This window comes from Devosia sp., from assembly GCF_014860165.1.
GTDB lineage: Bacteria > Pseudomonadota > Alphaproteobacteria > Rhizobiales > Devosiaceae > Devosia.
The window spans coordinates 64,259-78,421 of the sequence record NZ_JACZKG010000028.1; the positions used below are offsets into that span (position 1 = coordinate 64,259).

General features: G+C 64.3%; 14 protein-coding genes. 5 read left to right on the forward strand and 9 right to left on the reverse strand.

The window, feature by feature from the left end:
• Positions 1 to 129: 129 nt before the first annotated feature.
• Entirely contained in the window at positions 130 to 1,344 is a 1,215-nt protein-coding gene (locus IH615_RS06765) for an LL-diaminopimelate aminotransferase (RefSeq protein ID WP_291360862.1), read from the reverse strand.
• Between the two features lie 457 nt (positions 1,345 to 1,801).
• Here IH615_RS06765 and IH615_RS06770 point away from each other — a divergent pair, with 457 nt between their 5' ends.
• A complete protein-coding gene (locus IH615_RS06770; protein ID WP_291360863.1) occupies positions 1,802 to 3,124 on the forward strand; it encodes a glycosyltransferase in 1,323 nt (440 codons plus the stop codon).
• Positions 3,125 to 3,138: 14 nt separating this feature from the next.
• On the opposite strand, the gene IH615_RS06775 is transcribed toward IH615_RS06770, so the two are convergent.
• From IH615_RS06775 to IH615_RS06795, 5 genes are all read right to left on the reverse strand, one after another.
• On the reverse strand, positions 3,139 to 3,495 hold the full coding sequence (locus IH615_RS06775) for a VOC family protein (protein ID WP_291360864.1): 357 nt from the start codon (positions 3,493 to 3,495) through the stop codon (positions 3,139 to 3,141).
• A 100-nt stretch (positions 3,496 to 3,595) separates the two neighbouring features.
• Entirely contained in the window at positions 3,596 to 4,231 is a 636-nt protein-coding gene (locus tag IH615_RS06780; RefSeq protein ID WP_291360865.1) for a hypothetical protein, read from the reverse strand.
• A 99-nt stretch (positions 4,232 to 4,330) separates the two neighbouring features.
• Entirely contained in the window at positions 4,331 to 4,813 is a 483-nt protein-coding gene (gene rpsI, locus IH615_RS06785; RefSeq protein ID WP_291360866.1) for a 30S ribosomal protein S9, read from the reverse strand.
• Position 4,814: 1 nt separating this feature from the next.
• Entirely contained in the window at positions 4,815 to 5,279 is a 465-nt protein-coding gene (gene rplM / locus IH615_RS06790) for a 50S ribosomal protein L13 (protein WP_291360867.1), read from the reverse strand.
• 341 nt (positions 5,280 to 5,620) lie between these two features.
• Positions 5,621 to 6,682: a COX15/CtaA family protein gene (locus IH615_RS06795; RefSeq protein ID WP_291360868.1), complete on the reverse strand. Its 1,062-nt coding sequence runs from the start codon at positions 6,680 to 6,682 to the stop codon at positions 5,621 to 5,623.
• A 77-nt stretch (positions 6,683 to 6,759) separates the two neighbouring features.
• Here IH615_RS06795 and IH615_RS06800 point away from each other — a divergent pair, with 77 nt between their 5' ends.
• The gene (locus tag IH615_RS06800; RefSeq protein ID WP_291360869.1) at positions 6,760 to 6,966 is read left to right on the forward strand and encodes a DUF2842 domain-containing protein; all 207 of its coding nucleotides are present in this window, start codon (positions 6,760 to 6,762) and stop codon (positions 6,964 to 6,966) included.
• Between the two features lie 9 nt (positions 6,967 to 6,975).
• On the opposite strand, the gene IH615_RS06805 is transcribed toward IH615_RS06800, so the two are convergent.
• The 3 genes from IH615_RS06805 to IH615_RS06815 are packed head-to-tail and all read right to left on the reverse strand — an operon-like array spanning position 6,976 to position 10,643.
• The gene (locus IH615_RS06805; protein ID WP_291360870.1) at positions 6,976 to 7,329 is read right to left on the reverse strand and encodes a hypothetical protein; all 354 of its coding nucleotides are present in this window, start codon (positions 7,327 to 7,329) and stop codon (positions 6,976 to 6,978) included.
• 11 nt (positions 7,330 to 7,340) lie between these two features.
• A complete protein-coding gene (locus tag IH615_RS06810) occupies positions 7,341 to 8,381 on the reverse strand; it encodes a polysaccharide deacetylase family protein (RefSeq protein ID WP_291360871.1) in 1,041 nt (346 codons plus the stop codon).
• A 6-nt stretch (positions 8,382 to 8,387) separates the two neighbouring features.
• Positions 8,388 to 10,643, reverse strand: a complete 2,256-nt coding sequence (locus IH615_RS06815) for a GumC family protein (protein ID WP_291360872.1) — start codon at positions 10,641 to 10,643, stop codon at positions 8,388 to 8,390.
• Positions 10,644 to 10,814: 171 nt separating this feature from the next.
• On the opposite strand from IH615_RS06815, the gene IH615_RS06820 reads away from it, so the two are divergent.
• The 3 genes from IH615_RS06820 to IH615_RS06830 all read left to right on the forward strand — a co-directional run bounded on the left by IH615_RS06820 (position 10,815) and on the right by IH615_RS06830 (position 14,096).
• Positions 10,815 to 11,366, forward strand: a complete 552-nt coding sequence (locus tag IH615_RS06820) for a polysaccharide biosynthesis/export family protein (RefSeq protein WP_291360873.1) — start codon at positions 10,815 to 10,817, stop codon at positions 11,364 to 11,366.
• A 6-nt stretch (positions 11,367 to 11,372) separates the two neighbouring features.
• Positions 11,373 to 12,500, forward strand: a complete 1,128-nt coding sequence (locus IH615_RS06825; RefSeq protein ID WP_291360874.1) for a glycosyltransferase family 4 protein — start codon at positions 11,373 to 11,375, stop codon at positions 12,498 to 12,500.
• 72 nt (positions 12,501 to 12,572) lie between these two features.
• Positions 12,573 to 14,096 carry an undecaprenyl-phosphate glucose phosphotransferase gene (locus tag IH615_RS06830; RefSeq protein ID WP_291360875.1) on the forward strand — a complete coding sequence of 508 codons (1,524 nt, stop codon included), beginning with the start codon at positions 12,573 to 12,575 and terminating at the stop codon, positions 14,094 to 14,096.
• Positions 14,097 to 14,163 lie beyond the last annotated feature (67 nt).

The window sequence follows — 14,163 nt, forward strand, 5'->3', positions numbered from 1 at the left end:
CACTCATGGTGGCGCCATCTGCATAGGAATTCGCCTAGCCGTCAATAGGAGTGTGGTGTGGTTACCCGGTTTCGGCATGCCCTCATCCGGCGCTGCCGGATGAGGGATTAGTGCGAGACGGTGGGCGCGTTATCCCACCAGGGGAACCACGTTCCCGGCCCCGGTCTGGGAACCCAGCAGCTTCTTGATGTTGCGCGCCGCCTGGCGGATGCGCTGTTCGTTCTCGACGAAGGCGAGGCGGATATACTGGTCGCCATATTCGCCGAAGCCGACGCCCGGCGCGACGCCGACGCCGGTCTCCCGGATCAGCAGCTTGGCGAATTCGAGCGAGCCCAGATGGGCGAACTGGGCCGGGATGGGCGCCCAGGCGAACATGGTGGCCTTGGGCACCGGAATGTCCCAACCCGAGCGGCCGAAGCTCTCGACCAGCACGTCGCGTCGGTGCTTGTAGATCTTGCGCACTTCCTCGATGACGTCGTCCGAGCCATTGAGGGCCGCCGTGGCCGCCACCTGGATGGGGGTAAAGGCGCCATAGTCGAGATAGGACTTCACGCGCGCGAGCGCCGCGATCAGGCGTTCATTGCCCACGGCGAAGCCGACGCGCCAGCCGGGCATGGAATAGGTCTTGGACATCGAGGTGAATTCGACCGTGATGTCGATGGCGCCGGGCACCTGCAGCACCGATGGCGGCGGATCGTTCTCATCGAAGTAGATCTCGGAATAGGCGAGATCGGAGAGGATGAAGATGTCATTGGCCCGACAGTACTTGACCACCTCGGTGTAGAAATCGAGCGAGGCAGTATAGGCGGTTGGGTTGGCCGGGTAGTTCAACACCAGCGCGATGGGCTTGGGAATGGAGTGCCGCACGGCGCGATCGAGCGAGCGCATGAAGTCTTCATTCGGATCGGCGGGCATGGATCGGACGACGCCGCCGCTCATGATGAAGCCGAAGGAATGGATGGGATAGGTCGGGTTGGGCACCAGCACCACGTCGCCCGGCGCCGTGATGGCCGAGGCCATGTTGGCGAAACCCTCCTTGGAGCCCAGGGTCGCCACGACCTGCGTATCGGGATTGAGCTTCACGCCAAAGCGGCGGCCATAGTAGCTCGCCTGGGCCTTGCGCAGACCGGGAATGCCGCGCGAGGTGGAGTAGCGGTGGGTGCGGCCGTCCTTGACGGTCTCCTGCAGCTTCTCGACGATGTGCTGGGGCGTCGGCATGTCCGGATTGCCCATGCCCAGATCGATGACGTCCACGCCTTCGGCGCGCGCCTTGGCCTTGAGCGGATCGATATGGGCAAAGACGTAGGGGGGAAGACGGCGGATTTTATGGAAGTCGGCGCTCATGATTTCCTCGACGGTCCTTTTTGGGACCTGACTGGCCGCGACGCGCTGCAAATGCGCCACGCCTCACATTGAGGCCGTGATTATCGCGGAATTATGGTTGTGGACGGGTTAAACGGCCTGCTTGCGGCCGGAATATCGTGTTCGGCTCTTCCCTGCCCGAGATGGGCCAGATGGGAAGAGCTAACGGGCGTTTGCCGCCGCCACGAGGGCAGCGCGGGCGGTTGCAAGGGCAACGCCGGCGATTGCAAGGGCGACGCGGGCCACTGCACTGCCGGCGAGCGAGGCTCCAACCCTAGCAACAGTGTACAGAGACTGCATGTCCCTTGCCCTTCAGATGCGATTTTTGTAAAGGAAATCAGCTATCGACAGGCCGTTCATAAATCCTCCTCGGGGTATTGTAAATGGTCCGGGGGACGCCAACCTTCGGCTCCAGAGCGGTGTATGGTGAGGTAAGACTTTGAAGCGCATTGCCCTGGTGACGATCGGCACGCAAGGCGACGTTCAACCCTATCTGGCCCTTGCCATCTCCCTCAAGGAGCGCGGCTACTCGGTCGTCCTGGGGGCCTCCGAAGAATTCCAGGGCATGGTGGAAGGTTACGGCATCGAGTTCCACACGCTGGGACCTTCGATCCAGTCCTTCCTGACCCAGCAGCGATTCGAAAATGCGATGAGCCAGTCCATGCTCATCAACGGCCCATCCCTCTTGCGGCAGGGCCAGCAGATCGTCGATACGGCGGCGCGGCATGCCTGGCATATGTGCCAGGGCGCCGACATGCTTATCCTCAACATGAATACCAGCTTCGGCATCGACATTGCCGAGGCGTTGCATATTCCGGCCATCATGGTCGCCCTGCAGCCGCTGAACTCGACCAGCGAGTTCCCGCTCTGCATCTACTACGATTATGGTGCCGACTTCGGGCCCGCCTTCAACAAGCTGAGCTACACGGCCATGACCGTGCAGCAGATTTACTACAACCTGCCGCGCAACAAGCTGCGCCGCGAGTTGATGGGGCTGGAGGCGCGCAAGAAGGGCGGGTTTTTCCGCAATACCGACGGCACGGCACTGACGACGCTCTACCCTTACTCGCCCGTGGTCTCCCCGCGTCCGCGCGACTGGCCCAAGAGCGCCATCGTCACCGGCTACTGGAACCTGCGCGACCGCACCGACTGGCAGCCGTCGCCGGAGTTCCAGAAATTCCTCTCGGAGGGGCCGGCGCCGGTCTATATCGGCTTCGGCTCGATGCCGTTCGGGGCCGAGCGCAATACCAAGATCCTCAAGGAAGCGGTAAGCATGTGGGGCGGCCGCGCCGTGGTGGCCCGCGGCTGGGGCGGCATCAACCCACATGACCTGCCCGACACAATCTTCGCCATCGAAAAGGCGCCGCACGACAAGCTGTTCAAATATGTGTCGGCTGTCGTTCATCATGGCGGGGCCGGCACGACTTCGGCGGGCCTGCATCTGGGCCGGCCAACCTTCGTTGTGCCGCAGACGGTCGACCAGCCCTATTGGGGACGGCGCGTTTTCGAGCTGGGCTGCGGACCCAAACCCGTGCGCCTGCGCAAACTGACTTCGGAAATCCTCGCCGGCGCCCTGGCGGACCTGTCGACCAACCAGGATTACCGCCGCAACGCCGCCGATATTGCCGAACAGTTGCAGGGCGAAAACGGCACGGAAAAGGCGATCAAGGTCATCGAGCGGGTGATGGCCAACTACGTGCCGCGCGTGCCGAAGGTGAAGAAGACCAGGAAGATCAAGCCGGCGCTCAAGCTGGTCAGCTAGGCGCCGGCGCCCCCCTATTCCTTGCTGCAGACGATTTCGAGGTTGTTCCCGTCCGGGTCCAGCACGAAGGCCGCATAGTAGCTCGGGGTATAGTCGCGTAGCCCCGGAGCGCCGTTGTCCTTGCCGCCATTGGCGAGCGCCGCTGCATGGAAGGCATCCACCACGGAACGGTCGTCGGTCTTGAAGGCCAGGTGGATGTTGGAGCCGCCCTTGTCGTCGGCGCCGATCCAGAAATCGGGATAGTCGCGTCCGAGGCCTGCCGTGCCCGGATATTCCATCATCACGGTATAGCCGAGGGGTGCCAGGGCCGCCCGGTAAAAGGCCAGCAGGCCGTCAAACTGCTTGGTGCGAAGGCCGATATGGTCGAGCATGGGATGTCTCCGGTTTGGTTGTCCGGCCCGTGTGCCATGGGCTGCTGACAGGCTATGGCATGAGCGTAGCAGGGCGACCGCGCGAGACAAAAAAGGCGCGTTAGCGGGCGCGCATTGCCAGGGTGATGATTCCGGCGAGCAGCGCGGGCGCCAGGAGGGAAGCGGCGAAACCGGCGACGAGCAGGCCCATGCCCATATCGAACCACGCCATGGCCAACAGGGCCAGGCCGGCGGCGCCATAGGCGAGCCCCGTTGCCCGATGCACCACGCTCCAGGCGAAGTCGGAGCGCACGGGCCAGGGCATGCGCAGGCCGGCATAGGTGTGGCGCTCAGCCTCGAACAGCACCACGCCGAGCAACAGCAGCGCCGCGCCCAGGCCGAAAGCTGTCAGGCGGACAAAATCGAGGTCGGAGCCGATGCCGGACAGCAGCAGCCCGAGCTGGGTGGCGGTCACCACGGCCAACAGCAGCGTCAGGGCGGGATCGAGTATGTGCTGGGACTTGGCATACTGGTTTTTGGTCAGCGAACGCCCGAGCAGAAGGAAGACCGCCAGTAGTGCAACCTCGACGAGCGGAGCGACGAAGATGACCGCTCGCGGCCAGAGCCAGTCGGGCGTGCTGCCCTGCCAATGCGCCTGATAGACATGGTCGGCGGGAATGCGAAAGGCGGCAACCCCGGTAATGGCCAGCGTCACGGTCAGCAGCAGAAGGTGGAAACGGGTAATGAGAATCTGCATGGTCCGGACGGTTCAAAATCCACGGAGGCCAGAAGTGGGAAGCTCCAGACAAAAAGAAAGGGCCGGTTTCCCGGCCCTCTCCAAAAAACGATCCGAAGCTTAGCGCTTGGAGAACTGGAACGACTTGCGGGCCTTGGCCTTGCCGTACTTCTTGCGTTCGACGACGCGGCTGTCGCGGGTCAGGAAGCCGCCCTTCTTGAGGATCGGGCGCAGAGCGGGCTCGAAGTAGTTCAGCGCCTTGGAGATGCCGTGACGAACGGCACCGGCCTGGCCGGAGAGACCACCACCGGCGACAGTGACGACGACGTCGTACTGGTCGGTGCGTTCGGTCGCGACGATCGGCTGCTTGACGATGAGCTGCAGGACGGGGCGAGCGAAGTAGGTGGCGAATTCACGGCCATTGATGACCAGCTTGCCCTTGCCCGGCTTGATCCAGACGCGAGCAACGGCGTTCTTGCGCTTGCCGGTGGCATAGGCGCGGCCCTGGGCGTCGAGCTTCTGGACGTGCACCGGAGCGGTGTTCACAACCGGAGCGACAGTCGAGGTGCCGAGGTCTTCGAGGGAGTTGATGGTTTCGGCCATATTACTTCACCCGCGCATTCTTGGGATTCATCGCAGCAACGTCCAGCTTGGCCGGGTTCTGCGCTTCATGGGGATGCTCGGCGCCCGAATAGACGCGGAGGTTCTTGAGCTGGGCACGGGTCAGCGGGCCGCCCGGCATCATGCGGCGGACGGCGTTCTCGAGCACGCGCTCGGGGAAACGGCCTTCCAGGAGCTGACGAGCCGTCCGGTCCTTGATGCCGCCGGGGAAGCCGGTGTGCCAGTAGAACTTGTGCTGGTCCAGCTTGCGGCCGGTGAGCTTCACCTTGTCGGCATTGATGACAACGATGTTGTCGCCCATGTCCATGTGGGGGGTGAAGGTCGGCTTGTGCTTGCCGCGCAGGCGGCTGGCAATGATCGAAGCGACGCGGCCCACGACGAGGCCATCGGCGTCGATCAGGACCCACTTCTTTTCGATCTCGCTCGGTTTTGCCGAGTAAGTGCTCATGCTTGAATTCCCTAGATTTCTTGGGGCTTGCAGCCTTCATCCAAGGGAGAAAGCGGCACGTTCGGCGGCTCGTTTAGGGGGGATTCCTGATGTCGTCAAGGGGGTTGATTTTGTGACGTGAAATCAATGGGTTACTGTTGCGGTATTATATTACCGTGCTCCTCCGCTCCCGCCTCCTATCACTGCGTCATTCCCGCGGAGGCGGGAATCCACTCTTGCTGTTGGGGTCGAAGGGAAGAATGGATTCCCGCCTTCGCGGGAACGAGGTTGCGGATGGGTGGCAAGCCATATTCGGGGACGGAGCAAGGCCCCCTCACCCGGCGCTGCGTCCCGACCTCCCCCTAAGACGCCCGCCGCATATCGGCGATATAGGCCATCGTCACCCCCGCCAGCATGAAGGCCAGCGCCTGGTGGCCGACGGCCAGGGAGATTGGGACCGCGCTCAGCAACGTGGCGATGCCGAGACCGACCTGCAACAGAACCAGCGCGCCCAGGCGCGGCAGCCAGCCATGTATGCCGGCAAATCCGCCGGCCCTGTGCTGACGCCACAACATCAGCGCCACATAGGCCACAATGATGTAGGCGATGCCGCGATGGATGAACTGCACGGTCAGCGCATTCTCGAATAGATTGCGCCACAGCGGCTGCATCACGCCCAGGCCATTGGGGATGATGGCGCCGTCCATCAGCGGCCAGGTATTGTAGCCCATGCCGGCATCCAGCCCAGCCACGAAGGCCCCTGCCCCGATCTGGAGGATGATCAGCACCAGCAGAATGGTCGCCGCCCAGAGGTTGCGGCTGGCAACACGCCCGGCGACGCGTCCCGGCTCGAGCGAGCGCGGCACATAGACCAGCGCGATGAACAGCAGCGAGGCCGCGGTGAGATGCGCAGCCAGGCGATATTGCGACACCGAGGTCAGCTCGGTAAGGCCGGACGAGACCATCCACCAGCCCAGCGCGCCCTGGAAGCCGCCCAAGATGAACAGGCCGAATAGCGGCCAGGCCAGTTGCGGCGTGAACCGCTTCTGCACGAGGAACACCAGGAAGGGCACGGCAAACAGCACGCCGAGCACGCGACCGAGCAGGCGATGCAGGTACTCCCAGAAGAAAATGACCTTGAAGTCATCCACCGTCATCCAGGAATTGTTGACCTCATATTGCGGGATCTGCTGGTAGGCCTCGAACTCGGCCTGCCACTGAGCGTCATTGAGGGGCGGGATGGTGCCGGATATCGGCTTCCAGCTGGTGATGGAGAGGCCCGATTCGGTGAGGCGGGTAATGCCGCCGACGACCACCATCAGCAGCACGAAGGCGGCCATGCCATAAAGCCAGATGCGCACGGGGCGCAGCCGGTCGCCCGCTATGCGGGTCTGACTGAGTGCGGCGTTTTGGACTGATGTCACGGCGGTTTCCCGGTGTCGGTGGGCGAACGGGAGTGGTATGCCCGAAGCCAACGTCCCCGCAATAGGCGCGATGCCGCATGACCCAGCGCAGCCGCAAGGCTCTCGGAATAGTGTTGATCCTCGGCTCGATCGTGGCCTGGCTGTCCGTCTTCACGTCAGTCTACCTGGCGTTTCCTCCCGACCTGCCGATCTGGATCCTGATGCCCTATTTCATCGTGGCGGGGATGGGCTGGCTGTTCCCAGCCATGTGGATCATCCGCTGGATGGCCAAGCCGGACGCGTAGACCCAAGACCTACTTCATCGCGTGGTACCAGTTTCCCGCCCAGTCCCGATCCACCGTCTCGTCGGATTCCGACGTGAAGCCGACCCGGTCAACGCTGTCTGCCGGGTAGCCGCAATCAGCAACGATGCGCCGCATCCTGTCCGCGAAGGCGGCGTCCCCCAGCAGGCTGTCGCGCTGGGCATCGGTGGCCACGCAAATCCAGAAGGCGAGGCAGCTCGGATAGAGATCAATGGCGCCGAACGATGTGACCCTGGCGTCGGGAATTGCCCTGCGGACTTCGGTGGTAATGGCGATCTCGGCCCGCCTCACCGCTGCTCGCAGGAGGGGTTCCTCGCCAGCCATTGTCCTTCTGCCGTAATCCATCACCCTGCCTCCTACCCCGTCAGTCTACCCATGGCCGAGAAGATGGCGCCTGTCGCAAAAACATCGACATAGCGGCGGGACTGAAAGTATCCGTTGAGCGAGACGCGCGGCAAAGCATGCGGCGCCTTGGCGTGGCGGGCATAGAGGCCACCGGGGCGCGTGGTGACCGCCGACTTGAAGCCGAGCTCGCGCGCCAGGTCGAATTCGCGCTGGCCGGCCGAAAGCGGGCCGCCCAGCGGATAGGAAAAGTGCGCCGGACGCTGGCCGAACTGGGCGGCGATGATGTCGGCCGACTGCGCCATTTCGCTGCGCGCCTGCTCGATAGGCAGCTTGGCCAGCTCGTAGTGATGCACGGTGTGGGCGCCTATCGTGCAAAGCGGATCGCCGGCAAAGAGCCGCAGTTCCTGCCAGTCCATGATCAGCGTGCGACACTGCTTGTCGAGGTCATAGCCATAGGCGGTAGCGAAACTGCGGACTAGGTTCACCCGCTCGGCCTCGGGCATGCGCCGCATCTGCCAGTAGAGCGTGTCGAATGCCTCGCGCTTCTGCCCCACGGTGCGGGTATCGACATAGTCGGTTTCCCCCTCCGAGGTCATGGCGATGGCGTCCTGACGCGCGAGAATGTCCTCGATGGCCTGCCACCAGAGTTCTCCCACGCCATCGACCAGCGCGGTCGGCACATAGAGGGTGAACGGCGCCTCGTGGCGGCGCAGGATGGGCAGAGCGTGGCGGAGATTGTCCTTGTAGGCATCGTCGAAGGTCAGCACCACGAAGCGGCGGCCGGGCTTGGGCGCGGCGAGGCGCTCAAGGGCTTCGTCGAGACTGACGATATCGAGCTTGAGATCGCGCACACGCTCGATGACATAGTCGAGGAAAGCCGGCTGCACCTGCAGGATCGCATTGGGTGAGAAGTCGGCCGGCTCCTCGGGCAAGACGCGATGCAGGGTAAAGATCACCCCGCGCGAGGAGGACAGCGCCCGGAGCAGGCCCGGCAGGCGCGATAGCCACAGGGCCTCGAACAGCGCTCTGATGGCCGCATATTTGGCTGACATGACGGATCAGGCAGCGACGCGGGTGGGCGCGGCGACGATTTCGCAGCGATGGAAACCGGCGGACAACAGCTTTTCCCGCGTCTGACCGACGGCGTCGAAGTCATCGTCGCTGCCGGCGACGAGCACCAGGCGTCCGTCGAGGCTATCGAACAGTGGCAGGGTTGAGGTGGCCCCCACCCGGCCCGTCATCAGCACCACCACTTCATAGATATCGCCCAGCGCCTCCACCAGGGTCAGCGGCTTAGTCGAATTGCGATCGATGATGCGGCCCTGCCCCCACGGCACTTCGGCAAAACTGTTATCGGCGGATTTCTGCACCACGTCGCCGAAGCTGGCAGCATCGAGGCTGAGATCGGCAAGGCCGGGCTCGTCGCCCGCACGGGCACTGCCGGCATCGACCAGGGCCACGCTGAGGCCCCGCGCCAGGGCATCGGTGACGAGCTTTTCGGCCAGGATTTCGCAATCGGCATTGGCGGCATGCGCGGCCAGGATCAGCAGGTGGGTGCGGCCCAGCACCAGATCGGCAGTGAGGTCGGCAGAGGCGACGATGCCCGGCAGTTCCGCGGGCGCCGCTGGACGCCGCTCCGGGCGCGTCTGGACCGTTGCCGCCACCGGCTCCGGCGCGGGCTCTGGAGCGGACTCGCTGGCGCGGGTCAGGGTCTGGATGAAGCGCTCGACTTCCGCTGTCTGGTGCTCCTCCGGCATCGGCGCCGTGTCCATGTCCGCCGCGGGAGCATCCGGCACCGTCTCATCGAGCTCGGCTACTGGCTCTACCGGCTCGAGATCGCCGACCGGCTCTTCCCACCGCTGTTCCGGTTCCAGTTCCGCCTCGACGAAGGGAACTTCGTCGAGTTCGTCCTGGCTGCGCATGGTGTCGCGGACCGGCACGATGGCCCGCCCGGAAACCAGCTCGCCAAAGACGATAATGCCAACCTGGGTGGCGAGCGCCACGAGGCCAACCGCCAGGAGGATGAGCTGCGTCTTGGGCGAGGCGGGGGAAACAGAGGGCGCGGCGACGCTGACGACGCGCACATCGGGCAAGGCCGAACTGGACTGGATACGCGACACGGCTTCGCTGTGGCGCTGCAGGTAGCTTTCAAGCAGGTCGCGCTGCGCCTTGGCTTCGCGCTCGAGGCCATCGAGCGTCACGTTGTCCTGCGTCGCGGTGGAGGCGGAGGATTTGGCGCGGGTCATGTCGGCGCGCAAAGATGCCTCAAGGTCGGCCTCGATCTGCGCTTCGGCTTCGAGCGCATCGGCCACGCGACGGCCTTCAAGGCTGATCTGGTTGTTCAGTTCGGCGATCTGTGCGGTCAGCGCCTGGATGGTGGGGTGATTGCTGAGCAGCGTGGCCGAGCGCTGGGCTTTTTCGCCCTGCAGGCGCGCCTTCTCCTGGCTGAGCTGCTGGATAACGACGGATTCGCGGACATCGGCCACGCCATCGATGGGCTGGCCCTGCTCGATCATGCCGCGGATGAGCGCAGCCCGTGACAGCGCAGTATTCTTGCGCTCCTGGGCGGCGTTGATCTGGGCGGCGATGGTGGACAGCTGCTGGTCGGCAAGGCTGGTATTGTTGGAGCCGATGAACAGGTCGTTGTCGACCTTGAAATTGGCGACGGCGGTCTCGGCCGCGGTGACCGACACCCGCAGCTTGGCGATCTCGTCGGCCAGCCAACCAGAGGCTTCGGCGGTGTCGGACAGGGAAAGCTCGGCGCGACGGGCGACATGGGCATCGGCCACGGCATTGGCGATGTCGGCCGCCAGTTGCGGGTCGGTCGAGCGCACCAGCACCGAAATGAGCCGCGAGTCGCGCTCCTGGATGACGGTCAGGCGGTCGTAAAGCGCATTGAGCACCACCTCGTCGACGCTGACAGGCGTCGATTTGCGCCCGAGCAGCTGCGAGACGACAGCGAGCGGTGAGAAGCCTCCGGCGCCAGTGCCGTTGAATTCAGGAACCGAGCGCAGGCCCAGCTTGTCGACGACAGTCAGCAGCGTGTCGCGCGACTTGATCAGTTCGATCTGGCTGGAAACGACGCCGGCATCGCCGCTCGAGCTTGCGGGAGCCTGCTCACCAGCCGAGCGGAAATAGACGTTGCTGCGCGGCTCGACCAGGATGGAGGCCGAGGACTCGTAAAGGCGCGGCATGAACATGATGACGACGAGGGTAGCGACCAGAAGCGCGGCGGTAACGATCACCACGCGCGGCAACCGCTTGACCACGGCACCAAGCACCGCGCCGACATCGATCCGGGCGTCGCGTGCCATTTGCGACTCAAACGCCATTGCCATCCCTCGTTCTGCTGAGCGATCTATCGCCCCGACGTGGTAAGCAATCCGTTAACCCACTTGCAGATCGCAAGAATAACGGCGCCAGAGAAGGGATTTGTTAACCACGACCGCGCGACATTGGCACACCTTGAATTGCGCGGGATTCTCATGCGCTGGCTGCCCGTCCTCACAATCGCCCTGATGCTGCCACTGGCGGCATGCGCAACCACGCGCCCTGCGACCTACCTGGTGGAAACCAAGGGGCCGTACCAGCTCGACACCGGCGATACCGTGCGGGTCACCGTTTATGGCGACGCCGAACTCAGTGACAGCTACAAGATCGACGATAGCGGGGCGATCGCCTTCCCGCTGGTCGGCCCGGTGCAGGTGCGCGGCGTCACCACCAATGTCGCGGCCGGCCGGCTCGCCGCCGCCCTGGCCAACGGCTACATGCGCAACCCCGATGTTGCGGTGGAAGTGGCGGAGTATCGGCCATTCTTCATCCAGGGCGAGGTCAAGACCGCCGGCCAGTTCCAGTATGTCTATGGCATGACGGTCCGTGCCGCGATCAGCACCTCTGGCGGCTTCTCCGATACCGCCGATCGCAGTCGCGCGGTGGTCTATCGCCGCCAGGGCGACCAGATGGTCAAGGGCACGGTCGATCTCGACTTCCCCATTTATCCAGGCGACACCGTCGTCATTCTCGAACGCTGGTTCTGACGGACCATGGCCGAAGGCAAGCTGCGTGTCCTCCAGGTCATGCGTGCGCCTGTCGGGGGGCTGTTCCGGCATGTCGCCGACCTGACCCGCGCGCTGGCCGAGTCCGGTCATTCGGTGGGGCTCGTCGTCGACAGCCTCGCCAATGACGCGCAGACCGAGGGCAAGCTGGCGGCTCTGCTCCCATATGCAGCGCTGGGCATCCACCGCTTCCCCATGCCCCGGGTGCTGGGCGCGGGCGACCTCAGGACGCCCTTCGCGGTCCGCGGGCTCGCCCGCTCGCTCGATGTCGACATCCTGCATGGACATGGCGCCAAGGGGGGCTTCTATGCCCGCCTGGCGCGGATCGGCGGCAAGGCGGTGGCGCTCTATACGCCGCATGGCGGTGTACTGCACTTTTCGCGATCGTCCTTGTCCGGCCGGGTGTTTCACCGGCTGGAGCGGGCATTGATGGCGCAGACCGGCGCCATCATTTTCGAAAGTGCCTATGCGCAGGCAACCTATGCCGGGCTGATCGGTCAGCCCACCTGCCCCACCGAAGTCATCCACAACGGGCTTGCTCCGGACGAATTCGTGCCGGTGGCCCCCGCTGCCGATGCGGCCGATTTCGTCTTCGTGGGCGAATTGCGCGACCTCAAGGGCATATTCGTTCTGGCCGAGGCCTTGGTCGGGGTCACGCGCGCCGATGGCAGCCCGGCGACGCTGGTAATGGCAGGGGACGGCCCCAGCCGGGGTGAGTTCGAGGCCCAAATTGCCCGGCTGGGGTTGCAGCGCCGGGTCACGCTGCTGGGCGCACAGCCGGCGCGGCCGACCTTTGCCAAGGGACGCGTGGCCGTTGTGCCATCGCTGGCCGAGTCCCTGCCTTACGTCGTGCTCGAAGCGGCCGCCGCGCGGCTGCCTGTGATTGCGACGGCCGTTGGCGGCATTCCCGAGATCTTCGGCCCGACAGCGGCGCAGCTGGTTCCGGCGGGCGATCCCGCCGCCCTGGGCGCGGCGATGCAGCGGGTGCTCGATCACCCGCAGGTCGCCCAGGCCGAAATGCAGGAGCGCCTCGCCCATATCGAGAATCGCTTTTCGTTGGGTACGATGACGGCCAGCATCGAGGGGCTCTACCGCTCGGTATTGGCACGAGCTTAGGCCCGCAACTTCACCTGATATAAACCCCTTTGCGGCGACTATGCCGGGAACAGTTCTGTCCCGGTAGCGTCCATGTATCGAGTTGATCCCAAACAGGCCGTGCTGGAGCACGTATCCAAGCAGGCGGCGGCAGGCGAGGCCGGGCGCTCGCTGTCGGATCAGGCGGAGGCCATCATTGCCGCGCCGGTCGAGCGCCGCGTCTCGGGCGCCGTGGTCGCGGGTGTGGCGCAGGTGGTGGAATCCACGCTGCTGACCGTGCTGGGCTATGGTATCTATGCGTTTTCCGCCGAGCTGGGCTCACCGACCTTCTATGTCCCGGTCATCCTGGCCTCGTCCCTGCTGGCCAATGTGCTGTTCAATGCCGCGGGCGCGCACCGCATTGCGTCCTATCGGACCGTGTTCAACCAGATCGCCCGGGTCCTGATCAGCTGGACGCTGTTGATTGCGGTACTGGCGGCGGGCATCTACTTCTTCAAGGCCGGAGACCTGTTCGCCCCCGCCTGGCTGATCAACTGGTACATTGGCGGCGCCGTGTTGCTGGTCGGCTTCCGCCTGGGTCTGCGCACTCTGGTGAAGCGCTGGACCGCCCAGGGGCGCCTGCGTCGGCGCACGGTAATCGTCGGCGGCGGCAAGGATGCGGAAACGCTGATCGAGCAGATCAACGCCAGCGCCAGCAACGACATCATGCTGCTGGGGCTGTTCGACGACCGCATCGATGATCGCTCGCCCGAAACGGTCGGGGGCTATCCCAAGCTCGGCAAGGTCGCCAATCTCATCGAATTTGCCCGGCGCACGCCGGTGGACCTGGTGATGGTCTCCATGCCGCTATCGGCCGAGAAGCGCGTGCTCGACATGCTGACCCAGCTCTGGGTGCTGCCGGTGGACATTCGCCTGTCGGCGCATATGAGCAAGCTCAAATTCACCAGCAAGGCCTATTCCTATGTCGGCGATATCGCCGTGTTCGACATGGCCGACCGGCCGATTTCGGACTGGAACCTGGTCTTCAAGTGGGTGTTCGACAAGGTCGTGGCGCTGACGGCGCTGATCCTGCTGTCGCCTGTCATGATCGCCACGGCCATTGCCATCAAGCTCGAGAGCAAGGGGCCGGTGTTCTTTATGCAGAACCGGCACGGCTTCAACAATGAGCTGATCAAGATCTACAAGTTCCGCTCGATGCGCACCGACATGCTCGATGCCGGCGCGGCCAAGCTCGTCACCAAGGACGACCCGCGCGTCACCAAGGTGGGCAAGTTCATCCGCAAGACCTCGATCGACGAGCTGCCGCAGCTGTTCAACGTGCTCAAGGGCGAGCTCTCGATCGTCGGCCCGCGCCCGCATGCCCTGCAGGCCAAGGCCGAAAACCAGCTCTACTACGAGGCGGTCGAAGGCTATTTTGCCCGCCACCGGGTCAAGCCCGGCATGACGGGCTGGGCGCAGGTCAATGGCTGGCGCGGGGAAACCGACACGATCGACAAGATCATGCAGCGGGTGAACCACGACCTGCACTATATCGAGCACTGGTCGATCCTGTTCGACCTCTACATCGTGGCCATCACCCCGATATCGCTGATCTCCAAGAACGAGAACGCCTATTGAGCGCAGCCGGCACCCTTGATGGCGGTGGGTCGGAGGCCGGGTCCCATGGACTCGGCCTTGCCGTCAT